Below are 22,957 nucleotides of genomic sequence, written 5' to 3'. Positions count from 1 at the left end.
CATGACACATCCCACCCACTCTGCGGTCAACGTATCGAAGGTCGGGTACGTCGGGTTCGAGACGCCGGATCTCGACCGGCTGGTCGACTACTACACCAACGTGCTCGACTTCGTGCTCGTCGAGAAGTCCGCCAACCAGGCGTACCTGACCACGACGTTCGACCACCACTCGGTCGTGCTCGAGCGTGCGGAGACCAAGCACGCGCGCAGCTTCGTCGGCTACCAGATCGAGGAGGACCTGGACTCGGCCGAGCGCAGGCTCAGGGACAGCGGCTACGAGGTGCGGCGCCGCTCCGACATCGCGCCGTCGACACCGGACGTCCTGATCGTGGCCGAGCCGATGAGCGGCACCCCCCTGCACCTGTACGACGCCCAGTCGGGCACCGGCGCCACCGGATACACCCCGCTGCGGCCGACGAAGCTGGGGCACGTCGCGGCCTTCACCCCGGACCTCAAGCGCCAGCAGAGCTTCTACCAGGATCTGCTGGGCTTCAAGTGGTCCGACACCGTCGCCGACTTCTTCGTCTTCCTGCGCTGCAACACCGATCACCACGCGGCGAACTTCATGGCGTCCACGAAGTACAGCGGCATGCACCACGTGGCCTACGAGACCCGTGACCTCGACCACCTCCAGAGCCTGCTCGACCACCTCGCCTCGCGCGACACCCGGCTCGAGTGGGGGCCGGGCCGGCACGGCCCCGGTCACAACGTCTTCACCTACCACCGGGACCCGGACGGCAACAACATCGAGCTGTTCACGCAGCTCGACCAGATGGCCGACGAGGCCCTCGGCTACTTCGAGCCGCGCCCGTGGCACCAGGACTTCCCCCAGCGCCCGAAGACCTGGGAGGCGGACATCGCGGCCATCAACAGCTGGGGCGGCCCCATCGTCCCGCAGCAGCTGGACCACTGAAAGGGGATCACCGTGCCACGCCCGGAAACCGTGCCCCGCTCGATGCGGGCCGTCGTCCTCGACGAGTTCGGCGCACCGGAGATGCTCCGCCTCCGCGACGTTCCCACGCCCGTGCCCGCGCCCGGCGAGGTCGTGGTCCGTGTGGCGGCGGTCGAGGTGTCCCGCACCCGCGACCTCGGCACCCGTAGCGGGAAACACCCCTTCTCCCAGGCCGTCCGGCTGCCGCATGTGCTGGGCGGACACTGCTCGGGAACCGTGGTCGGGACCGGGGACGGCGTGCCCCGGGACCTCGTCGGGCAACGGGTCGCCGTCATGGGGCACCACACCTGCGGACACTGCGACTCCTGCCGGTCGGGCGCCGACGAGGCGTGCGAAGGACTGCGGCTGCTGGGCATCCACCGCTGGGGCTCGTACGCGCAGTACACGTCGATGCCCCAGGAGTGCGTCCACCCGGTGCCCGACGACCTGGACCTGTACGACGCCGCGGCGATGGCCGCGACCGGCCCGGTGGGCCTGACCCAGCTGCGCCGGGCCCGGCTCCAGGCCGGGGACTCGATCGTGCTGCCGGGCGCGACCGGCGCGCTCGCGCGGACGATCATCGCGCTCACCCGGAAGCTGGACGTGCGTGTCATCGGCCTGAGCCGGAGCGTGACCGGCCGCGCGGAGAACCTCGTCGTGCTCGACGCCGGACGCGAGGACCTGGCCGACGCGATTCTCGCCGCCGCGGGCGGCCCGCCGGCCGCGGCCATCGACAACGTCTGCGCGCCGGACACGTTCGAACGCTACTTCCCCGTCCTGGCGGGCGGCGCGCGGATCGTGGTCTCCGGCGCGATCGGACACCTGGCCCTGCCGGTGCTGAACGTACCGGCTCGCGAGCTGTACAGCCGCAATCTGTCGCTGCTCGGCGTGCGCAGCCACTCGGCCGCCGTGGCCACCGAGTTCTGGCAGCTCGTGCGCGACGGGTTCCGGCTCGACGCCGAAGCGGTGCGCGCGCATCCGCTGTCCGACGCGGCCACCGTCCACACCAAGATCGCCGACGGCGTCCTGACCGGACACAACGTCCTCGTCCCGCCGACCGCCACAGACCGACAAGAGGTGCCCGAGTGAACGGCTACCGCCTGCTGACCATGGACGTGAACGGCGTCCCGACACCCGGGGTGCTCACCGGCGACCGTGTGCACGCCGTCGAGGACCTCCTGCCCGGCCACCGCGGGCCGGTCGTCGAGCTGCTCCAGGACTGGGACCGCACACACGAGGCGATCCGGTCCGTACTGCCCGTGTCCACGGGCGGCGTACCGCTCGCGGAGGTCAGGCTGCTCGCCCCGATCCTCCACCCCGGGGCCATCTTCTGCGCGGGCGCGAACTACTGGGACCACGTCGAGGAGATGGAGGGCTCGGCCGACCGCACCCGGCGACCGCGCGATCCGTGGTTCTTCGTGAAGACGTCGGCCCACTCGGTCGTCGAGGACCAGGCGACCGTCCACCGCCCCCGCGGCAGTGAGGCCCTGGACTACGAGGCCGAACTCGCGGTGGTGATCGGCCGCACGGCGCGGGATGTCCCGGCTCGGGAGGCGCTCGGCGTCATCGCCGGCTACACGATCGTCAACGACCTGTCCGCGCGCGACCTGATGAAGCGGCCGGACCGTCCGCCCGCGATGGCCTACGACTGGGTCGGGCAGAAGTGCTTCGACGGCGCCGCCCCGCTCGGCCCCTGGATCACCCCGGCCGCGTATGTGCCCGACTGCCACGACCTGGCGATCCGTCTGTCGGTGAACGGCACGGTCAAGCAGAGCTCGACCACCGCGAACCTCATCCACGACGTGTACGAGCAGATCGCCTGGCTCAGCCACCAGCTCACCCTCCGCCCCGGCGACGTCATCGCGACCGGCACGCCCGCGGGCGTCGGCTTGCCCAGGCAGGACTACCTCCGAAGCGGTGACGTCGTGCGCGCGGAGATCTCCGGGCTCGGCTCGCTCACCACGCACATCGCCTGAGTCGCACCCCTCCCCATCACCCGACCGCCCGTCACCACCGTCCAGGGACACACTCATGCGCATCGCAAGCATCCAGGGGCGCGCCGCCCTCGTGAGCGGCACACCGCACCGGGCCATCGACGTCGAGCACGCCAGCGACGGTTCGTTCAGCCCGGACCCCCAGGCGCTGTACGACCGCTGGGACGAGTTCGTCGCGTGGGCGAGGACGGTGTCCCCGCGGAACGGTCTGCCCTTCGACGTCCGGGACCTGCGGGCGCCGGTCCCCGCGCCCCGCCAGGTGTTCGCGATCGGCCTCAACTACCGCGACCACGCGTCCGAGTCCGGCTTCTCGGTGCCAAAGGCGCCGACGACGCTGTTCACCAAGTGGCCCAGCTGTCTGACCGGGCCGGTCACCGAGGTCGTCCTGCCCGCGGACGGCCACACCGACTGGGAGGTCGAACTGGTCGCGGTGATCGGCCGGACGGCGCGGAACATCACCGCGCCGGAGGCGTGGGACCACATCGCCGGCGTCACCGTGGGCCAGGACCTGTCCGAGCGGAAGCTGCAACGATCCGGCCCTGCACCGCAGTTCGGCCTGGGGAAGTCCCTTCCCGGCTTCGGGCCGACCGGCCCGTGGGTCGTCACCCCCGACGAGCTGCCCGACCGCGACGACGTGCGTCTTCAGTGCGTCCTCAACGGCGAGACGATGCAGGACGGCCGGACCCGGGACCTCGTGTTCCCGGTGGCCCGCCTGGTCGCCTCCCTGTCCGCCCTCCTCCCGCTGCTGCCGGGCGACCTGGTGTTCACCGGCACCCCCGCCGGGGTCGGGCTCGGCCGGACACCCGAGAGGTGGCTGCGGCCCGGCGACGAGTTGGTGAGCCGGATCGAAGGCATCGGCGAACTCCGGCAGACGTTCGTGCCGGCCCCGCACCCCTGACCCACCACCGCGCGAACGAGAGGAGACCGGCATGGCCCTGCACTCCCTGACATCCGTCACGATCGGCGTGCCCAACACCGACGAGACGGCCGCGTACTACGCGGACTTCGGCCTCGACCCACTGCCGGACGGCTGGTTCGCCACCCGCGACGGCGGAGCACAACTGCGGATCGTCCCGGCGCCGACCCGCCGTCTGCTGGACCTCTGCGTCGGCGCCGACGACATCGACGACCTCCGACGGATCGAAGCCGCCCTGCGCCGGATGGACATCGCGTCCGCGTGGGTCGACGGCGGGCTGACCGCCGTCGAACCGGCCACGGGCGTCCGCGTCACGGTGCGGACTGCCCCCCGGCTGGGCCAGGCGCCGGTCGCGCCCGCCGCCTCGAACGGGCCGGGCCGTTACGACCGCGTGGGCGCCCGCGCGCCCGGCGTCCTCCGCACGAACCCGGTGCGACCGCGCAAACTCGGCCACGCCGTCCTCGGCACGACCGATTTCGCGGCCACGACGTCCTTCTTCACCGACGGGCTGGGCTTCCTCCCGAGCGACTACATCCGTGACGAAGGCGCCTTCCTGCGCTGCTCGACCGACCACCACAACGTGCTGGTCCTGCGGGCGCCGGTCGCCTTCCTCCACCACACCTCGTGGCAGGTGGACGACATCGACGAGGTGGGCCGCGGGGCGAGCGCGATGCTCGAAGCCGATCCGGACCGGCACGTATGGGGCCTGGGACGGCATCACGCCGGCTCGAACTTCTTCTGGTACCTCAAGGACCCGGCCGGGAACTTCAGCGAGTACTACGCCGACATGGACTGCGTCGTCGAGGACCAGCTGTGGACGCCCGAGACCTTCCAGGGCGCGCAGGGGCTGTTCAACTGGGGGCCGCCGCCACCCGCGTCCTTCCTGCGTCCGGAGGACCTCGCCGCCCTCATGACCGGTTCCCATTCGAGCTGAGACGGACTCCGTGACACACCTCAACGAAACCGCCCAGGACACCGGCGGCGACACCGGCCTCCGTGTCATCGGGCTCGAAGAACACATCATGTTCCCCGAGGTCGTCGACGCCTGGCGCAAAGCGGGCACCGCGGAGGACGACCTGGCGTTCGTGGCCTCGACCACCGGCGAGACCGGGCGGCGCCTCGCCGAGGTCGGCGACGAACGCCAGGCGTCGATGCGGTCGACGGGGCTGGACACCCAGGTCCTCTCCCTGAGCACCCCCGGCCTCCAGAATCTCGGCGCCGCCGACGCGGCCGCGCTTCAGAGCGACTGCAACGACCGGATCGCCGCCCTGGCCGCCGACGCGACCCGCCAGGTCCAGGGGCTGGCGACCCTGGCGCTCCAACGGCCCGCACGGGCCGCCGCCGAGCTGGGCCGCTCGATCGGCGACCTGGGGCTCGACGGCGCGATGGTCTTCAGCCGGGTCGGTGGCCGCCCTCTCGACGACCAGTCCTTCTGGCCGGTCTTCGAGGCGGCGGAGGCGCTGGCCGTCCCGCTTCATCTGCACCCCATGACGCCACCGGCGGCCGTGCGACACGCCTACTACGACGGGTTCGCACCCGAGGTGAGCGCGGCACTGGCCTCCCACCGCCTCGGCTGGCACTACGACACCGGCGTGGCGTATCTGCGCCTGATCCTCGCCGGGGTGTTCGACCGCTTCCCCGGCCTGCGGCTCGTCCTCGGGCACTGGGGCGAGCTGGTCCTGTTCTACCTCGACCGCCTGGAACCGCTGGCCCGGATCGCCGGGCTGCCCCGCACGATCGGCGAGTATGTACGGGACCACCTCTATGTGACCCCCAGCGGCATGCTCAGCCATGCCTACCTTCAGGAGGCGGTCCGGATCGTGGGCGCCGAGCATGTGCTGTTCGCGACCGACTATCCCTTCGAGCCCGCGGCGCACGCGGGCGCCCGGACGTTCCTCCAGCAGGCTCGGCTCGCGGACGACGAGCGCCGCCTCATCGCCTCGGGCAACTGGGAGCGGCTGCGCGGCGACATCAAGCGCTGAGCGGGCGCGCCGCTGTACACGCGGCCCGACGGTTCATTCAGTGAAACCGACGGCCCGCGGCCCACCGGTCGCGTAGATCATGGACCTTTGTCCGCACTCACCACACCCCCGTGGCACCCCCGCGGAGAGGAACGCCGGCACCGGCCTCTCCTCATGGAAACAACTTCTCGAAACGGAAGGCGAGCGATGGGCGACAACGAACTTCGACTCGGAATCAACCGCTACGACCATGTGCAGCCGCTGCTGGACGGGCGGGTCGGCGTCAAGGGCTACACGATCCGGCACGAGGACGCGCCCATCGTGTCCGAGATCTTCGCGCGGACCTTCGCCGGTGACCGGTACGACGTCTCGGAACTGGGTCTTACCTTCTTCCTGCGCGCCCTCGACCGCGGCGACGACCGCTTCGTCGGCATCCCGGTCTTCCCCAACCGCCACTTCCGGCACTCCTCGATCTGGGTCAACGTCGACAGCGGCATCAAGGGCCCCGCCGACCTCGTCGGTAAGACCATCGGCGAACTGGCCGTCTACGGCCACGACGCCGGGATCTGGCCGAAGGGGATCCTCAGCGACGAACACGGTTTCCGGCCCGAGACGAACAGGTGGCTCATCGGCGGCCCGGACTGGCCGATGCACATGGAGTCCTGGGCGCCGCTCAAGACCCCGGAAAACGTCGACGCGCGCTACGCGCCCGAAGGCAAGTTCCTGGGCCCCATGCTCGAGTCCGGCGAGATCGACGCGCTCTTCTCCGCGGTCGTCCCGCGCTGCGCACTGGACAAGTCCCCGCGCGTCACCACCCTGTTCGCCGACCCCCAGGCGGCCGAGCGGGACTACTACCGGCGCACCGGGATCTTCCCGATCATGCACATGGTGGTGATCCGCCGGGAATTGCTGCGGCGGCACCCGGATGCCGCCCGAGCGGTGTTCGACGCGTTCACCGAGTCCGCCGACACCACGCTCGCGGGCTACGAGAACGGCCGCACCGATCACCACATGGACGTCATGGTGCCGTGGGTGAGTCCGCTGTACGAGGCCAATCGCGAACTCCTCCAGGCCGGTCACTGGAAGCACGGTATGAAGGCGAACCGGCGGACCATCGACACCTTCCTGCGCTACGCGTTCGAACAGGGCATCACCGACCGCAGGTACACGTGCGAGGACCTGTTCCTCGACGAGCTCCTCGATACATGAGCACCGCGGAAACACCGATACCGCACGCTCGGGCCGCGGCGATCGAGATCCGCGCGATCGCCGAAGCCTGGGCCGTCTTCCGCGACAGCGGGGCCTGGGACGAGTTCGGCGCGCTGTGGCACGAGGGCGCCTGGATCACCACCACATGGTTCCAGGGCTCGCACCTGGACTTCATCGAGGCCGGCCGGCGGGCATGGGCGGACGGCGCCCGGGTCAACCACTTCCTGGGAGGCCACACCAGCGCCGTCAACGGCGCCCGTGCCGTCGCACAGACCAAGATGAGGATCGAGCAGCGGATCCGGGCGCACGGTGTGGAGGTCGACGTCGTGTGCACCGGGCGGTTCTACGACTTCCTGGAGCGGCGTGACGGGCGATGGGGAATCGTCAGGCGTCAGCCGATCTACGAAAAGGACCGACTCGACGTCGTCGATCCATCGGCGTCGATCACGCTCGACGAGCGGCTGCTCGGCAGCCTGCCCATGGGCTACCGGCATCTCGGCTACGTGCAGACGCTGGCCGACCTGCGAGTCCTCGACGGACTTCCGGGCCTCCGGGGTGCGGCGGTGGACCACCTGTACACCAGCGGACGCCGGTGGCTGGCGGGCACGGAGGCCGCCGTACCGCGCCCTCTGTTCCGACCGCTCGGTCCGGAGTGAGCGGCTCTCGACCGGCTCCCGCCGGTCATCGCCGATAGAATGTCCGAGTCGGACATGCCCACCGGGTGTCGTTGCGGTGAGCCGTCCACCGGCGTCGGGCCGGGGCGGCCGATCCGGTCTGGAGGTGCCGTCGATGGCCAAGCAGATCACCTACCGGCGGGTCTACGAAGAGACCTCTCCCCAGGACGGCAAGCGGGTGCTCGTCGACCGTGTCTGGCCGCGTGGCATGCGCAAGGCGGACGCGCACCTGGACGAGTGGCTGCGCGATGTGGCCCCCTCCAGCGAACTGCGGAAGTGGTACGGCCACGAACCCGCCCGCTTCACCGAGTTCCGCCGCCGCTACCGCGCCGAACTGCGTGATGCCGGACACCAGCGGGCCGCGGAGCGCCTGAGGGACCTGGCCTCCCATGACAGGCTCACGCTGCTGACCGCCACCCAGGACGTGGACCACAGCCAGGCCGCCGTCCTCGCCGAGTGGCTGTCCGCGAAGCGGTGACCGGCGCCAGGGATGACCTCGGTGACGCTGCTGACGTTCGGGCACGGCACCGCGGGACACCAGCGGCTGGCCGCGCTGCTGCACGGCGCCGACGTCCTGGCCGTCGTCGACATACGGACCGCACCCGGCAGTCGGCACAACGCCGACGTGGGCCGGGAAGCGCTCCGGCGGTGGCTGCCGGAGGAGGGGATCGACTACCGGTGGGAGCAGCGGCTGGGAGGCTTTCGCAAGGCGTCCCCGGACTCCCCCGACGTCTTCTGGGAGAACGCCTCCTTCCGGGGATACGCCGGCTACACCCGCCATCCGGACTTCCTGGCGGCCATGGACGAATTGCTGCGGCAGGCAGCCGACCTCCGTACCGCCGTGATGTGCGGTGAGTCCGTGTGGTGGCGTTGCCACCGGCGGATCATCGCCGACTTCGCCGTTCTCGCCCGCCACGCGCAGGTGTTCCACCTGGCCCACGACGGGCGGCTCACCGAGCACCGTCCGACGGCGGGGGCCCGGCTGCGCGATGACGGGCTGCTCGTCTACGACCGCGGATGACCACCGCCTGTCTCGGAGTTCATCACCGCCACTCCGCCCGGTGGCCCGGTACGCGCAAGGCGAGCACGGCGACATCGTCATGGAACGTCTGGCAGCGCCCCGCGACGAGCTCGGCGCACAGATCCCGCAGCGGGGCGGTGGCCAGGCGGGCGGCCTGATCGGCCAACGCGGCCAGGTTCACGTCGATGTCCTGGCCGCGGCGCTCCACCAGTCCGTCGGTGAACAGCAGCAGGGTGCTCCCCGCGGCCAGCGGGTATGCGTGGTCGTACCGGGGGACGGCGGGGTCGATGCCGACCGGAATCCCGTGGTGGGCCGGGGCGAGGAAGCGGGATCCGCCGTCCGCGCCGATCAGCAGCGGCGGGGGGTGTCCGGCGTTGCTCCAGCGAAGGGTGTACCGCCCGTCGGCGTGCTCGATGCGGCCGAGCAGCAAGGTGGCCGTGGGAGGCTCCGCGAACATCGTCAAGGCGCGGTCCAGCTTCGAGACGACCAGGCTGGGTGGCCCACCGTGGTCGTAGACCAGGGCGCGCAGCATATAGCGGATCTGCCCCATGAGCGGGGCGGCCTCCACATCGTGACCGGTGACATCGCCGACCACGACACACGTGGCGCCATCCGGCAAGGTCAGGGCGTCGTACCAGTCCCCGCCGAGCCGCGGGAGCTCGGAGGCCGGCTCGTACCGGCCCTCCACGTCCAGGGGGCGGAGGTCCGGAAGGGTGGGCAGCATGCGCAGCTGGAAGTGCTCGGCCGCGTGTTTGAGGCTCTGGTACAGACGGGCGTTTTCGATGCTGACGCTCGCGGCGCTGGCCAGCGCGGTCAGCAGGGCCCCGTCACCGTCGGTGAACGGCGTGCCGTCGTGCTTGTCCGCCAGATAGAGATTGCCGTACACGGTGCCGCGCACCATCAGCGGCACACCCAGCAGCGTGGTCATCACCGGGTGGCCGGGCGGGAAGCCGACCGAACTGGGATCGGCCGCGACATCATCGACGTGCAGCGACTTTCGGTCCCTGATCAGCGTGATCAGCAGGCCGTGGCCCTGAGGGAGGCCCGAGGTGGCCATCAGCTGCTCGGCGTCCACACCGACGGTGATCAGGTCGACGAATTCCCCGCCCTCACCGAGGACGCCCAGGGCACCGTAGCGGGCACCGATCAGGTCGGCGGCCGCCTCCACGATGTGCTGGAGCACGGCATAGCTGTCCATGTCGGCGCTGATGGCCACCACCGCGTCCAACAGGCGTCGCAGGCGGCGCTGGCCGAGCGCCAGCTGCCGCACCTGGTCGCTCAGCTCCTCGAAGGACTCTCCCTCCGAGGGCCGGCCCATCGCCTCCAAAGCGGCGGCCACCCGGTCGGCCACTTCTTCCGGGCCCTGCGCATCCTCCGGCATATGAGAACCTCCCGATCCGTCGGGAGTCGATACCCCTCTTGCCACGTTGCCCGCCACGCCCACACTACCTACGCCGCCCCCGAGACGGCGAAGCCGCGGAGCATGATCAGAGAACGCCCGCACACCGTGTCGCCGCCCACCGGGTGATCACCGCCGATGCGACGCTGTCAGTCGGCGCGATCGCGCACGCCCCGCTGATCTACCAGGTCCATGCCACCGCCGCCTGGGCCATCCTCGCGGTGTGGCCCTTCGCCCGTCTGGTCCACGCCTGGAACATCCCCCTGTCGTACCCGTGGCGCCCGTACATCATCTACCGCGGCCGGGTGGCCACGCACCCCGCCGAGCCGGGCACCAGCGGGCGCCGCCGGCGCCGCATCGGCGCCCGCTACTGACACGGCGACGGCGGCGCGGCCGATCCGCGCGTCGCGGGACACGCACCTCAATTCACGGAAGCGGAGAACGAGTTCACCGCGAGGCCCGTCCCTCCCGACCACGGTTCGAAACCGGACTGGATGCTCGTCAGATACCAGGAGCGGGTGGCCAGACCGTGGTTTATCGCCTGATCGACGAAGTCCATGACGTTGAAGCTCCAGTTGGAGAGCGTGGACGACGACACGAACGAGATCACGTTGTTGGAGCCGTTCCAGCCGGTCCACACCTGCCAGGACCTGCCGCCCACGCTGGCGGTGCCGACCTGGGAACCCACGGGGGTGATCGGCCCGGCCTTGTTGTACCAGACCATGATCTCCGTCTGGTTCACTCCGTTGGTCTTCGGCGCCGGATCGAGCCATATGTCGTACGAGGCGTCGAAGACGGCGCCACTCACGTAGGTGAAGGATGTGCTGGTGGATGCGGTGCCGATCGAACTGAGCTGCTTGGGCAGGTTGGTTCCCGGCGAGCAGTTCGTGTAGTGGCAGCCGTAGAAGACCGATGGATAGGACTTCGGGGCCCCGTTCGTGGGCACGGAGCCGTCCGCCTGAGTGATGGCGAAGCCGCTGCTGGTGGCGTTGATACATTGGGTCGCGCTCGTGCCCCAGCGGTTGTTCTGCACCACGTAACGGCCCTGGATGGTGGTGGTGGCGTACTGATCGCACAGCACGGTGTCCGCGTGTGCGGGTAACGCCGCGGTCAGCAGGCCGCACAGGGATATCAGCGCGGTCAGCAGTGCCAGCCGCACCGACCTCATGGGAGTGATCACGACATTCCCTCCTCGATGACCGGGAGCAGTTTGGGAGCGCTCCCATGGATCGGAATGTAGGACCCCGGGCGCACTTGGACAAGACGTACGGCGGCATTCGCCCCGCGGCGCGCCCGAGGCGGTCTTCGCTCAGCGCCCGCTCCACATCGACCTCGCCGGACGCCGGCCGTCATGGCACCAACGCGATGCCCCCGTCGACGCGCAGATCGATTCCGTTGATATAGCCGGCCAGCGGGCTGACGAGAAACGCGACCGCCGCCGAGATATCCGCCGCGGTGCCGAGCCTGCCCGTCGGGTTCGGGGCGTACTCGGCCACCACCAGGGGTTCCAGCTCTGCCCACCGCCCCGGCCAGCCCCGTGCGGACGCCCCGTCCTCGAACATCTGCCGCATGCCGTCCGTCACGACCACACCAGGGCTCACCGTGTTCGCGGTGATGCCGGATCCGGCCAGATGCCGGGCCAGGCTGGTCGTCATGTTGACCACCGCCGCCTTCGCCGCCGAATACTCGACCATGTTCGGCAACGGAGTCGTCGCGGCCCGGCTGCCCACATTGACCACCCTCCCCCACCCGCGCTCGCGCATCCCGGGCACCAGGGCCCGGATCATCCGCACCGCGGACACGACGTTCCCGTTCACCGCGTCCAACCACACCGCCGGCTCCGCGGTGTCCCAGTCATGCTCGGCGAAGGGGCCGGCGTTGTTGACCAGTATCTCCACGCCCCACTCCAGGGCCCGCCCGGCCACCGTCCCGGCGGAGTCATCATCAGCGAGGTCCCCCAGCACGACGTCCACCGCCCCGCCCGCGGCACGGAGCCGCTCCGCGACGTCGCCGACACGCGCGGGGTCGCGGCCATGCACCAACACGGCGCACCCTTCATCGACCAGCCGCCGGGCCACCGCGGCACCGATACCGCCACTGCTCCCCGTCACCATCGCCCGTCGTCCCGCAAGCTCCAGGTCCATGTCCCGGCACACTAGACCGCGCCTATGACAGGGGCGCCCCCCGAGCATGGGAGCGCTCCCAAACACACCACCATAGCTGGCGCATGACGAGCCCGGAAGGCCGATCGCCGTCTTGGTGACCGACATTGACGCACCCGCAAGCGCTTGCTAATTTTTCCGACGCACATGACGCACCGTCATATATCGATGCCGCTCATCTCTGGGATTTGACGACAAGGAACGGTCAGCAATCGCTCTCATTCGCTGGCTGCCGTCCGCACGGCAGCTCCCTCGCATCAGGAGGTCTCAGCGCCATGAAGCACTCTCGGACATTCCCCCGCGCCCTTGCCGCCGCGACGGCGGCCGTGGTCGCCTCGGCGGGTCTGCTCGCCGCCCATCCGCCCGTCTCCCGGGCGCAGTCCGCGTCCTTCGACGCGGATGACTTATTCGTGTCGCCGAAAGGCAGTGCCGACGCCCCCGGGACGGAGTCCTCTCCCACCACACTCGCCTCGGCGATCACCCGCATCACCCCGGGCGCCACGATCTACGTGCGCGGCGGGGCCTACAGCCTCTCACAGACGGTCACCATCGCCCCGGGCAACGACGGCACGTCCAGCGCCCGCAAGGAGCTGGTGGCCTACCCCGGCGAGACCCCGGTGCTGAACTTCTCGGCCATGAGCGAGGATCCGGCGAACCGCGGGCTCGCCCTCAACGGGTCGTTCTGGCGCATCTCCGGCATCACCGTCGAACGCGCCGGTGACAACGGAATCTCCGTCGGTGGCAGCAACAACGTCATCGAGCACACGGTGACCCGCTTCAACCGTGACACCGGGCTCCAGATCTCCCGCATCGCCTCCAGCACCCCCCACGACCAGTGGCCGTCGAACAACCTCGTCGTGAGCTCGGAGTCGCATGACAACGCCGACTCCGACGGTGAGGACGCCGATGGATTCGCCGCGAAGCTCACGGTCGGCTCCGGGAACGTGTTCCGCTATGACGTGTCACACAACAACATCGACGACGGCTGGGACCTCTACACCAAGAAGGACACCGGCCCCATCGGCCCGGTGACCATCGAGGACTCCCTCGCCTACGGCAACGGCACCCTCTCGGACGGCACCCAGAACTCCAACGGCGACCGCAACGGCTACAAGCTCGGCGGCTCGGACATCGCCGTCGACCACGTCATCCGGCGGAGCATCGCCTACCACAACGGCAAGCACGGGTTCACGTACAACAGCAACCCCGGCCATATGTCGGTGTCGGGCAACGTCGGCATCGACAACGGGCAGCGCAACTTCTCGTTCGACGGCGGCACTTCGGTGTTTCGGGACAATGTGTCGTGCCGCGGCGGCAGCAGCGGGACCAAGGACCGCATCATCGGTGACGCGGACGGTTCGAACCAGTTCTGGTCCGGGACGAACGGATCCCGGTGCTCGTCCTACACCGGCGCGCTGAAGTGGTCCTTCGCCGCGGACGGCAGCCTCCGCGTGAGCTTCGGCGGCTAGCCGCAGCGGAGCCCCGGCACGCCCGGCAGGCAGCACCCGGCCGGGGGGCGCGGGCCGGTCGGGCGCGAGCGGTCGGCGGTTCTCGCCGGGTGTCAGGCGAGCTCGTCCCCGGCGACGCGCGCCAGGAGCGTGTGCAGCGTCTCCCGCTCGGCGGGGGCGAGCTGGGTGAGCAGTTCGTCGGACACGCGCCGGCCCGCCTGATCCGTGTCACGGAGGAACGCACGGCCATCCTCGGTGAGGACGACGACGCGGCTGCGGCGGTCGTCCGGGGCGGGGCGGCGCTCGGCGAAGCCCAGCTTCTCCAAGTCGTCCACCAGGCCGACGATCGCGCTCGGGTCATAGCCGAGCCGGGCGCTGAGCTCCCGCTGCAAGGCGCCCTCGCAGGTGGCGAGGTAGCGCAGCACGGCGTAGTGCCGCAGCCGGAGCCCCGACTCCTGGAGGAAGGTGTTGAACAGCTGACCGGAGCGCAGACCGAGGCGGTACAGCAGATAGCCCGTGTCCGCGTGCAGCGCCCGCATCCACGGTTCGTCCGCGTCGATGGAGAGCGGGGTGTCGGTGTGCCGGCGGGCGATGGCGGGCTCCCTGGGCTCGGCCCCGGGCGCCGGTGTCGGCTCGGCCCGGAGGGGTGGGTCTGGTGTGCGGAGTCCAGTATGACGCACCCGAGGTGGACAACAACTGTTGACGACACCAATTATTGCGCTTAGCTTCGATCTCGCTGTCACACCCCGCGCCGGGCCGGCGCACCCATGCGAAGGGACCCGCTCGTGCCCACCATCGATCTGACCGGAAAGGCCGCCGTCGTCACCGGAAGCGGCCGGGGCCTCGGCCTCGCCTACGCACACGCCCTCGCCGCCCGCGGCGCGTCCGTGGTCGTCAACGACATCGACGAAGCCGTGGCCGAACAGGCCGTCAAGTCCATCGCCGAGGCGGGTGGCACCGCCGTGGCCGAGGTGGTCCCGGTCGGCTCCGCCGAGGCCGCCGACCGGCTGGTGAGCCGTGCCGTCGAAGAGTTCGGCCGGCTCGACGTCCTGGTCACCAACGCGGGCATCCTGCGTGACAAGGTGCTGTGGAAGATGACCGACGAGGACTTCGACGCGGTCCTCACCACCCATCTCCGGGCCACCTTCACCTGCGCCCGAGCCGCCGCCGTGCGCATGCGCGAGCAGGGCGAGGGCGGCACACTCGTCCTCGTCGGCTCCCCGGCCGGGCAGCGCGGCAACTTCGGCCAGACCAACTACGCCGCCGCCAAGGCCGGAATCGCCGCCATGGCCCGCACCTGGTCCATGGAACTGGCCCGCACGGACATCACCGTCAACGCGATCGTGCCGGTGGCCGCCACCGCGATGACCGAGACCATTCCCGCCTTCGCCCCGTATGTGGAGGCCCTGAAGAACGGCGAACCGCTGCCGGACTTCCTGCGCAAGGGGGAAGGGTTCGGCACCCCGGAGGACTGCGCCGCCCTCGTGCCCTTCCTGGCCTCCGACGCCGCCCGCGGCATCACCGGCCAGTGCGTCGGCATCGGCGGCGACAAGGTGACGCTCTGGTCGCATCCGCAGGAGATCCGGGCCGCCTACGCCGACGGCGGCTGGACCTCCGAGGCCCTCGCCGATGCCTGGCCCACGTCGGTCGGCGCCGAGCCGCAGACGGTGGGCATCCCCGCGCCGAGGATTCCGGAGGCGTGATGGACGTCCGCGATCTGGTCGCCATCGACGTCCACACCCATGCGGAGGTGTCCGCCAAGGGCCACTCCTCCCTGGACGACGAGCTGCACACCGCCTCCTCCGCCTACTTCAAGGTCGAGGGCAACCGGAAGCCCACACTCCAGGAGATGGCCGCCTACTACCGCGAGCGGCGGATGGCCGCCGTCGTCTTCACCGTGGACGCCGAGTCCGCCACCGGCACCGAGCCCGTCCCGAACGAGGAGGTCGCCGAGGCCGCCGCCGCCAACGCGGACGTCCTCATCCCCTTCGCCTCCATCGACCCCTTCCGGGGGAAGGCGGGCGTGAAGCGGGCCCGGCGGCTGGTCGAGGAGTACGGCGTGAAGGGTTTCAAGTTCCACCCCGGCGTCCAGGGCTTCTTCCCCAATGACCGCTCGGTGGCGTACGGCCTGTACGAGGTGATCGAGGAGACCGGCACCATCGCTCTCTTCCACACCGGCCAGACCGGCATCGGCGCCGGTGTTCCCGGCGGGGGCGGCATCCGCCTCAAATACTCCAACCCGCTCCATGTGGACGACGTCGCCGCCGACTTCCCACAGCTGAGGATCATCCTGGCGCACCCGTCGTTTCCCTGGCAGGACGAGGCCCTGGCGGTGGCGACCCACAAGCCCGGTGTGCACATCGACCTCTCCGGCTGGTCGCCGAAGTACTTTCCGCCGCAGCTCGTGCAGTACGCCAACACGCTGCTGAAGGACAAGGTGCTCTTCGGTTCCGACTTCCCGGTGCTCACCCCCGACCGATGGCTGGCCGACTTCGAGCAGCTCCCCATCAAGGACGCGGTCAAGCCGAAGATCCTCAAGGAGAACGCGGCCCGCCTGCTCGGGCTGACCCAACCGTAAGGGGTGTCGGATGCGCAACGAGGGACTGGGGTCATGGCCCGCACGCCGGGCCCGCAAGACCCCGCACCGCACGGCCCTGATCCACGGCGAGCAGTCGACCGACTACCTCGCCCTGCACCTGCGCACCACCCGCCTCGCCCATGCCCTGCGCGCCCGGGGCATCAGGCGTGGCGACCGCGTCGCCCACCTCGGCCCCAACCACCCCGCCTATCTGGAGACCTTGTTCGCCGCCGGCCTGCTCGGTGCCGTCTTCGTCCCCCTCAACACCCGGCTCACCGGCCCCGAGATCGCCTACCAGCTCGCCGACTCCGGCGCCAAGGCCCTCATCCATGGCGCGGCACACGCCGGGCTCGTCGCCGGACTGCCGGCCGACAGCGATGTACGGATCCGGGTGGAGATCGGCGACGCATACGAACGGATCCTGGCAGCCGCACCGGCCGAGCCGATCGACGAACCGGTCGCCCCCGACGACGTCTGCCTCATCATGTACACCTCGGGGACGACCGGCCGCCCCAAAGGGGCGATGCTCACCCACGCCAACATCACCTGGAACGCCGTCAATGTGCTGGTCGACCACGACCTGTTCGCCGACGAACGCGCCCTGGTGTCCGCCCCGCTGTTCCACACCGCCGGTCTGAACATGATCACCTTGCCGGTGCTGCTGAAGGGCGGCGTCTGTGTCCTGGTGGAGGCTTTCGACCCGGGGACCACCCTCGACCTGCTCGAACGGCATCGCATCACCTTCATGTTCGGAGTGCCGACGATGTTCGACCAGGTGGCCCGGCATCCCCGGTGGGCGAACGCCGACCTGTCCTCGCTCCGCATCCTCACCTGCGGCGGATCACCGGTGCCGACCTCGCTGATCGCCGCCTACGAGAAGCGCGGGCTCACCTTCCTCCAGGGCTACGGCATGACCGAGGCCGCGCCCGGCGCGCTCTTCCTGGACGCCGAGCACGCCACCGACAAGGCGGGCTCGGCGGGCGTACCGCACTTCTTCAGCGACGTACGGGTCGTACGGCCCGGCCTCACCCCGGTCGGCCCCGGCGAGACCGGCGAAGTGGTGGTGCGCGGACCCCATGTGATGTCCGGCTACTGGGGGCTGCCGGAGGAGACGGAGACCGCCTTCGCGGACGGCTGGTTCCGCAGCGGGGACGCGGCCCGGGTCGACGAAGACGGTTATGTGTACATCGTCGACCGGCTCAAGGACATGATCATCTCCGGCGGCGAGAACATCTATCCCGCCGAGATCGAGGACCTCCTCCTCGCCCATCCCGGCATCGCCGAATGCGCGGTGATCGGAGTCCCGGACGACAGATGGGGCGAGGTGCCCCGCGCGGTGGTCGTCCCGGTGGCGGGCGCCGAACTCGACCCGGAGCAGGTGCTGGCATCGCTGTCCGGGCGGCTCGCCAAGTACAAGATCCCCAAGTCGGTGGTGGTCGCGGACGACCTTCCGCGCACCGCCTCCGGAAAACTCCTCAAGTCCCGGGTGCGCGACCGCTACGGCACCCCCGCCCCCGCCCCCGAACAGGAAGCCGATTCATGAGCATCACCGTCAACGGTCTGGACGAACTGAAGAAGCTCGCCGGCGGCGACCTCGGCACCAGCGAGTGGATCGAGGTCACACAGGACCGCGTCGACACCTTCGCCGATGCCACCGACGATCACCAGTGGATCCATACCGATCCCGAGCGGGCGGCTCAGGGCCCCTTCGGCGCGCCGATCGCGCACGGCTACCTCACGCTGTCCCTGTTCATCCCCCTCTTCAGCCAACTGCTCGAGGTACGGGGCGTGACCACCAAGGTCAACTACGGCCTGGACAAGGTGCGCTTCCCGGCACCGGTGAAGGCCGGATCCCGCATCCGGCTCGTGGCCCGGCTCACCGCGGTCGAGGACGTACCCGGCGGCGTCCAGATCACCGTCGACGGCACGATCGAGGTGGACGGCGGCACAAAGCCCGCGGCCGTGGTGCGGAGTCTGTCCCGCTTCTACGTCTGACCCGCGGCGGCGCGAAGACCGGTGAGCGCGGCGGCCGGGCGGGCCGGGCCCGTCCGGCCGCCGGGGTGGTCAGCCTGTGGTGTCCCATTTCCAGGCGCTGCAATTGTCCGGTTCGAGGGCGACCTTCACACAGACCCGGTACTTGATGCTCTGTCCGTTGGTGAAGCTGCGGTTGAAGTCGGCGTGGGTGTGACAGCCCTTGGTGTTGCGCAGGGTCTGCCGGCTCGCCCCGGCGCGCTGGTACTGCGCGTACACGGAGTTGCCATCGCATGCGATGTCGGAGAGCCGGAAGTCGTCCGTGCTGCTCCAGTAGTTCACCCGCGCCGCTTCATGGCCCATGTACCAGGCCGATGCCTTGCCGGTCGCGGAGGCGGTTCCGATCTCGAACAACGACAGGACGCCGACTGCCGTCACCGCGACGGCGGCACGGCAGAACGTACGGACGGACATATCTCTCTCCTGACAGTCGTGGGAACGGTGCGGGAATGGTCCGCGCCGTCCGTCTGGCACCATCGAGGCTGCCGGGCCGTGTCCGTCACCCGCCACGGCTGTCAGGGAGTTGAGCTGGTCATGGGACGTCCCACCGTCCGACCTGCGAAGACGAGGCACGGGACGCGGTACCGCTGGGATGCGCGCGAGGGTTTCCCGGGCGACTGCCCACCCGTCGGGGCGCGGGAAACGGCTCCCGCGCCGGGCGCCAGGGACCGGGGTCAGCCCTCCTCGTCGTCCACGAGCGCGAGCAGCGGCCCCCGCTCGCTCTCCGGGACGTAGCCGGCGTAGTACTCGTAAAGTTTGCGCCGCGAGATGCGTGCCGCCGCCCGGCCGTCCCCTGCCCGGATCGCCTCGAGCACCTCCTGATGGTGGCGGAGCGACTCCCGCATGAGCGCCGCGCTGTTGTGCGCATGGGCGACCTTGTCCGAGATCAGCGCGAGGACCGCGCCCCTGACCACCTGGTTGCAGACCTCGATGAGGGAGTTGCGGCCGGCGACGGCCACCGCCTCGTGGAACGCCACGTCGGCCTTGCCGAACTCCTCGTAACCCGCCTCGATCGCATCCGACATGACGGCGATCGTCCGTTCCATCACGGACAGTTCCTCCTCGGACCGCAGCCGGGCGGCCAGCGAGCTCGCCGACCCGTCGAGGATCATGCGGAACGAGATCAACTCGGCCATCGACACATTGTCGAACTGGACGAGCCGGGTCATCTGCTTGGTCAGGCCGGCCGACGAGAAGGGCAGGATCTCCGGGCCGTTCGGATCACCCGGGCGGGAGCGGACGAGGCCGTCGCTCTCCAGCACGCGCAACGCCTCGCGCACCGTGGGACGGCTGGCCCCGAACTGCGTCACCAACTCCCGCTCGCTGGGCAGCCGTTGACCGGGCTTGAGGTCACCGCGCACGATCGCCTGCTCGATCTGCTCGACGATGCGCTGGTAGAGCCGTACCGGCGAGACCTGCCGGAACTGTGCCCCGTCGCTCAAGGCTTCTCCCCTTCGGGCGTGGTCGATGTCGTCTTCTCTCCCGTGGGTGCCCCATGGGTGTTGTCCGGCCAGCGCGGGACCGCCTCGTCAGGCCGGCTCCGTTCGTACCACGCCGCCGCCCTCAAGACGCCGGGATCGTCGAAACGGCGGCCCGCGATCTGCACCCCGATGGGCCGGCGGTCCGCCGTGAAGCCGCAGTTGACGGTCGCGGCCGGCTGGCCCGACATGTTGTACGGCGCGGTGAAGCCGATGTGGGCCATGGTCCTCTCGTCCTCCGGGAAGGGCATCGGCCGCTCGGCGGGGAACGCCGCCACCGGCGCCACCGGCGAGAGCACCAGATCGTAGGGGAGCGTGGCCGCCACGGTCCGCGCCTGGATGCGCATGACCTGCTGGTAGCACTGGAGAACCCGGGTGCCCGGCACATCGGAGCCGCCCTGACACCATCGGATGATGTGGGGGTGGACGCGCGGCCGGGCCTCGGGCTCCAGCGCGCGGAAGTCGTTCCAGGACCGTACCCGCCAGAACAGATCCAGGTCGTCCAGGAGCTCTTGGGTCATAAACGGCCCGACCGGCTCCACGACGGCTCCCGCCGCCTCGAAGACCGCGGCGGCACGGTGCACCGCGGCGAGGATCTCGGCGTCGCACGACTCCCCGCAGCCGGCGTCCAGGTGCACTCCCACCCGCAGTCCGCGCACCTCGCCGTCCAGCGCCGACCAGTCGATGTCCTGCGGCGGCAGGCTCGTCCAGTCCCGGGGGTCCGGTCGGCTCAGGACGCCCATGAACAGGGCCGCGTCCGCCACGGTGCGGGTCATGGGCCCGGCGGCACGCCCCAGGTACGGGGTGTCCAGCGGGATCCTCCCGTAGCTGGGCTTGAGCGTGGCGAGGCCCAGCCAGGTGCCCGGCAGCCGGATCGATCCTCCGATGTCGGTGCCGACGTGGAGCGGACCGTATCCCCCCGCGGCCGCGGCCCCCGCGCCGGAGCTGGAGCCGCCCGTCGTCCAGGCAGGGTTCCAGGGGCTGCGCGAAATACCGTGCCGGCTGGAGACGCCCGAGGAGAGCATGCCCCAGTCCGGCATCACGGTCGATCCGAGTACCACCCCGCCGGATTCGAGGACCCGCGCGGTGATGGGCGCGTCCGCCTCGGGGACGACCGGTTCGGTCCCCGCGTTGCCCGAGGGCATCGGGACCCCCTTGCGGGCGACGTTCTCCTTGAGCGTCACGGGCACTCCGTCGATGGGCCCGAGCGGTTCCCCTGCCGCCCATCGTGCCTCGCTGGCCAGTGCCGCCCTGCGGGACTCGGCCGGATCCCGCGCCCAGAACGCGTTGAGCACGCTCTCGCGCGCCTCGATCACCGACTGGACGGCGTCGTGGACCTCGACCGGCGACAATGTGCGATCGGCGAATCCGGCCACCATCTCGACGGCCGACATCGCGGCCAGGCCCTGTTCCGTGAGCACGCGCACACTCCTTACTCCCCGGGACTCCCCGAGCTGCCGCTGGGCGGCGCCCCTCGCGAGACCCCGAGGGCGTTCGGACCCTTGACAAGTACAGCTTCAGTCGCGACGGTACCTGCCAAGTGAGCTTACTGGTCAGGCCAGTCATAACGGAAGGTGTCCACCATGACGCGGGGCCCAGGGTCGTGCGACTCGCCGTCCAGGGAAGGCCAGGGGTGGCACACATGAGACACATGTGGCCGGCGCGACGGGCCGGTGCGGTCGCGGCCGTGCTCGTATGCCTGCCGCTGACAGCCTGTTCGGCCGGGTCCTTGTCGGCCGGAAAGAGCACCGGCAACGGTCTGAACATCGGCCTCACCGCCGAGCCGGCCAACTTCGACTTCACCAGGACCGACGGTGCCGCCATTCCGCAGGCGCTGCTCGACAACGTCTACGAGACCCTGGTGAAGCTGGACCAGTCCGGGGCGATCCGGCCCGATCTGGCCACGTCGTGGAGGCTGTCCAAGGACCGCAGGACGTACACGTTCCACCTGGTGAAGGACGCCAGGTTCAGCAATGGCGCACGGTTCACGGCCGAGGACGCCAAGTTCTCCATCGAACGGGTCGGCTCCGCCTGGACGGTGGCGCAGAAGGCCCAGATGGACGTCGTCGACTCGGTGCGGGCGGTGTCGCCCACCGAACTCGAGGTCACCTTGAAGAAGCCGAGCAACGACTGGCTGTACCGGATGACCACCCGCGTCGGCGCGATGTTCAGCAGGACCGGGGTGCGCAAGCTGGCCACCGAGCCGGTGGGCACCGGCCCGTACGTGGTGAAGAACTGGAACCGCGGCGACTCCATCACGCTGGTACGCCGTGATGGCTACTGGGGGCGCACACCGCACTTCGCGTCGGTCACCCTGAAGTACTTCAAGGACCCGACGGCCATGAACAACGCGCTGCTCACCGGCACCATCAACGTGATCGGCCAGATGCAGTCCCCGGAGTCCCTGTACCGGTTCCAGAACAACTCGAAGTACAAGGTGATCGAGGGCACGACCAACGGCGAGGTGGTCCTCTCCCTCAACAACGGCTCGGGCCCGATGAGGAATCCGAAGGCCCGCCAGGCGGTCCGCTACGCCATCGACCACAAGGCCCTGATGGACACCTGCTGGGCGGGGCGCGGCAAGCTCATCGGCGGCATGGTCCCGCCGACCGACCCGTGGTACCAGAACCTCACCGACCTGTATCCGTACGACCGCGACAAGGCCAGGAAGCTCCTGGAGGAGTCCGGGGAGGCCGGGCATACGCTGCGGCTGCGGATTCCGACGCTGCCCTATGCCACCGCGTGCGGCACCGTGGTCAAGAGCCAGCTCGAACAGGCCGGGTTCAAGGTCGAGTTCGACCAGCTGGAGTTCCCCGCCGCCTGGCTGACCGCCGTGTTCAAGAACTCCGACTACGACATGTCCATCATCGGCCATGTGGAGCCCCGCGACATGCAGACGGTGTTCGGGGACAAGAGCTACTACACCCACTACGACAACCCCGAATTCCGCGCGTTGCTGAAGAAGGCGGACCAGGGCAGCCGGGAGCAGCAGATCACCTCGATGCGGGCGGCCGCCCGGCTGCTGTCCGAGGACGCCGCGGCCGACTGGCTGTTCCTGCTGCCCAATCTGATGGTGGCGGACGAGGACATCACCGGACTGCCGGTCAACTCCGTCTCCGAGTCACTGGACCTCACCGGCCTGGGCCGGTCATGAA

The 22,957-nt window shown here is 70.0% G+C and carries 23 protein-coding genes and 1 pseudogene; 17 read left to right on the top strand and 7 right to left on the bottom strand.

Going from position 1 to position 22,957, the window contains the following annotated elements; translation table 11 throughout:
- Window position 1 precedes the first annotated feature (1 nt).
- The 10 genes from AB0E24_RS33695 to AB0E24_RS33650 all read left to right on the top strand — a co-directional run bounded on the left by AB0E24_RS33695 (window position 2) and on the right by AB0E24_RS33650 (window position 8,706).
- Complete coding sequence (locus AB0E24_RS33695; RefSeq protein WP_359382743.1) at window positions 2-913, top strand: VOC family protein; 912 nt, start codon at window positions 2-4, stop codon at window positions 911-913.
- Between the two features lie 12 nt (window positions 914-925).
- Complete coding sequence (locus AB0E24_RS33690) at window positions 926-2,020, top strand: alcohol dehydrogenase catalytic domain-containing protein (RefSeq protein ID WP_359382740.1); 1,095 nt, start codon at window positions 926-928, stop codon at window positions 2,018-2,020.
- Complete coding sequence (locus tag AB0E24_RS33685) at window positions 2,017-2,907, top strand: fumarylacetoacetate hydrolase family protein (RefSeq protein ID WP_359382737.1); 891 nt, start codon at window positions 2,017-2,019, stop codon at window positions 2,905-2,907. The genes AB0E24_RS33690 and AB0E24_RS33685 overlap by 4 nt, the downstream gene beginning before the upstream one ends.
- Before the next feature lie 55 nt (window positions 2,908-2,962).
- The gene (locus tag AB0E24_RS33680; protein WP_359382734.1) at window positions 2,963-3,823 is read left to right on the top strand and encodes a fumarylacetoacetate hydrolase family protein; all 861 of its coding nucleotides are present in this window, start codon (window positions 2,963-2,965) and stop codon (window positions 3,821-3,823) included.
- A gap of 31 nt (window positions 3,824-3,854) precedes the next feature.
- Complete coding sequence (locus AB0E24_RS33675; RefSeq protein WP_359382730.1) at window positions 3,855-4,775, top strand: VOC family protein; 921 nt, start codon at window positions 3,855-3,857, stop codon at window positions 4,773-4,775.
- A 10-nt stretch (window positions 4,776-4,785) separates the two neighbouring features.
- On the top strand, window positions 4,786-5,823 hold the full coding sequence (locus AB0E24_RS33670; RefSeq protein WP_359382727.1) for an amidohydrolase family protein: 1,038 nt from the start codon (window positions 4,786-4,788) through the stop codon (window positions 5,821-5,823).
- A gap of 186 nt (window positions 5,824-6,009) precedes the next feature.
- A complete protein-coding gene (locus AB0E24_RS33665; RefSeq protein ID WP_359382724.1) occupies window positions 6,010-7,011 on the top strand; it encodes a substrate-binding domain-containing protein in 1,002 nt (333 codons plus the stop codon).
- On the top strand, window positions 7,008-7,667 hold the full coding sequence (locus tag AB0E24_RS33660) for a nuclear transport factor 2 family protein (RefSeq protein ID WP_359382721.1): 660 nt from the start codon (window positions 7,008-7,010) through the stop codon (window positions 7,665-7,667). The genes AB0E24_RS33665 and AB0E24_RS33660 overlap by 4 nt, the downstream gene beginning before the upstream one ends.
- A gap of 133 nt (window positions 7,668-7,800) precedes the next feature.
- A complete protein-coding gene (locus tag AB0E24_RS33655) occupies window positions 7,801-8,163 on the top strand; it encodes a DUF488 domain-containing protein (RefSeq protein ID WP_093699851.1) in 363 nt (120 codons plus the stop codon).
- Between the two features lie 12 nt (window positions 8,164-8,175).
- Window positions 8,176-8,706, top strand: a complete 531-nt coding sequence (locus AB0E24_RS33650; protein WP_359382718.1) for a DUF488 domain-containing protein — start codon at window positions 8,176-8,178, stop codon at window positions 8,704-8,706.
- Between the two features lie 22 nt (window positions 8,707-8,728).
- On the opposite strand, the gene AB0E24_RS33645 is transcribed toward AB0E24_RS33650, so the two are convergent.
- Entirely contained in the window at window positions 8,729-10,087 is a 1,359-nt protein-coding gene (locus AB0E24_RS33645; protein ID WP_359382716.1) for a PP2C family protein-serine/threonine phosphatase, read from the bottom strand.
- A gap of 143 nt (window positions 10,088-10,230) precedes the next feature.
- Here AB0E24_RS33645 and AB0E24_RS33640 point away from each other — a divergent pair, with 143 nt between their 5' ends.
- Window positions 10,231-10,479, top strand: a complete 249-nt coding sequence (locus AB0E24_RS33640) for a respiratory nitrate reductase subunit gamma (protein ID WP_359382713.1) — start codon at window positions 10,231-10,233, stop codon at window positions 10,477-10,479.
- Between the two features lie 50 nt (window positions 10,480-10,529).
- Here the strand turns inward: AB0E24_RS33640 and AB0E24_RS33635 are convergent.
- Both AB0E24_RS33635 and AB0E24_RS33630 read right to left on the bottom strand, forming a co-directional pair.
- A pseudogene (locus tag AB0E24_RS33635) lies at window positions 10,530-11,273 on the bottom strand (GH12 family glycosyl hydrolase domain-containing protein); the annotation flags it as partial.
- A 181-nt stretch (window positions 11,274-11,454) separates the two neighbouring features.
- Window positions 11,455-12,249 (bottom strand): SDR family NAD(P)-dependent oxidoreductase, encoded by a 795-nt coding sequence (locus AB0E24_RS33630; RefSeq protein WP_069868202.1) that lies wholly within the window; start codon window positions 12,247-12,249, stop codon window positions 11,455-11,457.
- Between the two features lie 293 nt (window positions 12,250-12,542).
- On the opposite strand from AB0E24_RS33630, the gene AB0E24_RS33625 reads away from it, so the two are divergent.
- The gene (locus AB0E24_RS33625; protein ID WP_174883698.1) at window positions 12,543-13,736 is read left to right on the top strand and encodes a right-handed parallel beta-helix repeat-containing protein; all 1,194 of its coding nucleotides are present in this window, start codon (window positions 12,543-12,545) and stop codon (window positions 13,734-13,736) included.
- 92 nt (window positions 13,737-13,828) lie between these two features.
- On the opposite strand, the gene AB0E24_RS33620 is transcribed toward AB0E24_RS33625, so the two are convergent.
- Window positions 13,829-14,254 carry a MarR family winged helix-turn-helix transcriptional regulator gene (locus tag AB0E24_RS33620; RefSeq protein ID WP_069868203.1) on the bottom strand — a complete coding sequence of 142 codons (426 nt, stop codon included), beginning with the start codon at window positions 14,252-14,254 and terminating at the stop codon, window positions 13,829-13,831.
- Between the two features lie 246 nt (window positions 14,255-14,500).
- Here AB0E24_RS33620 and AB0E24_RS33615 point away from each other — a divergent pair, with 246 nt between their 5' ends.
- The 4 genes from AB0E24_RS33615 to AB0E24_RS33600 are packed head-to-tail and all read left to right on the top strand — an operon-like array spanning window position 14,501 to window position 18,288.
- Window positions 14,501-15,418 (top strand): SDR family NAD(P)-dependent oxidoreductase, encoded by a 918-nt coding sequence (locus tag AB0E24_RS33615; protein WP_359382710.1) that lies wholly within the window; start codon window positions 14,501-14,503, stop codon window positions 15,416-15,418.
- A complete protein-coding gene (locus AB0E24_RS33610; protein WP_099016418.1) occupies window positions 15,418-16,293 on the top strand; it encodes an amidohydrolase family protein in 876 nt (291 codons plus the stop codon). The genes AB0E24_RS33615 and AB0E24_RS33610 overlap by 1 nt, the downstream gene beginning before the upstream one ends.
- A 10-nt stretch (window positions 16,294-16,303) precedes the next feature.
- Complete coding sequence (locus AB0E24_RS33605; protein WP_359382707.1) at window positions 16,304-17,836, top strand: acyl-CoA synthetase; 1,533 nt, start codon at window positions 16,304-16,306, stop codon at window positions 17,834-17,836.
- A complete protein-coding gene (locus AB0E24_RS33600) occupies window positions 17,833-18,288 on the top strand; it encodes a MaoC family dehydratase (RefSeq protein ID WP_093699829.1) in 456 nt (151 codons plus the stop codon). Before AB0E24_RS33605 ends, AB0E24_RS33600 begins: the two co-directional genes overlap by 4 nt.
- 69 nt (window positions 18,289-18,357) lie before the next feature.
- On the opposite strand, the gene AB0E24_RS33595 is transcribed toward AB0E24_RS33600, so the two are convergent.
- The 3 genes from AB0E24_RS33595 to AB0E24_RS33585 form a co-directional block, all read right to left on the bottom strand.
- Window positions 18,358-18,738, bottom strand: a complete 381-nt coding sequence (locus tag AB0E24_RS33595; RefSeq protein ID WP_069868208.1) for a hypothetical protein — start codon at window positions 18,736-18,738, stop codon at window positions 18,358-18,360.
- 260 nt (window positions 18,739-18,998) lie between these two features.
- Window positions 18,999-19,766, bottom strand: a complete 768-nt coding sequence (locus tag AB0E24_RS33590; protein ID WP_359382704.1) for a FadR/GntR family transcriptional regulator — start codon at window positions 19,764-19,766, stop codon at window positions 18,999-19,001.
- Complete coding sequence (locus AB0E24_RS33585; protein WP_359382701.1) at window positions 19,763-21,223, bottom strand: amidase; 1,461 nt, start codon at window positions 21,221-21,223, stop codon at window positions 19,763-19,765. Before AB0E24_RS33585 ends, AB0E24_RS33590 begins: the two co-directional genes overlap by 4 nt.
- A 221-nt stretch (window positions 21,224-21,444) precedes the next feature.
- On the opposite strand from AB0E24_RS33585, the gene AB0E24_RS33580 reads away from it, so the two are divergent.
- The gene (locus AB0E24_RS33580) at window positions 21,445-22,956 is read left to right on the top strand and encodes an ABC transporter substrate-binding protein (RefSeq protein WP_359382698.1); all 1,512 of its coding nucleotides are present in this window, start codon (window positions 21,445-21,447) and stop codon (window positions 22,954-22,956) included.
- Window position 22,957 lies beyond the last annotated feature (1 nt).

The organism is Streptomyces malaysiensis subsp. malaysiensis (assembly GCF_040653035.1).
GTDB classification, from domain to species: Bacteria; Actinomycetota; Actinomycetes; order Streptomycetales; family Streptomycetaceae; genus Streptomyces; species Streptomyces malaysiensis.
This window is presented reverse-complemented; position numbering and strand designations above follow the sequence as displayed.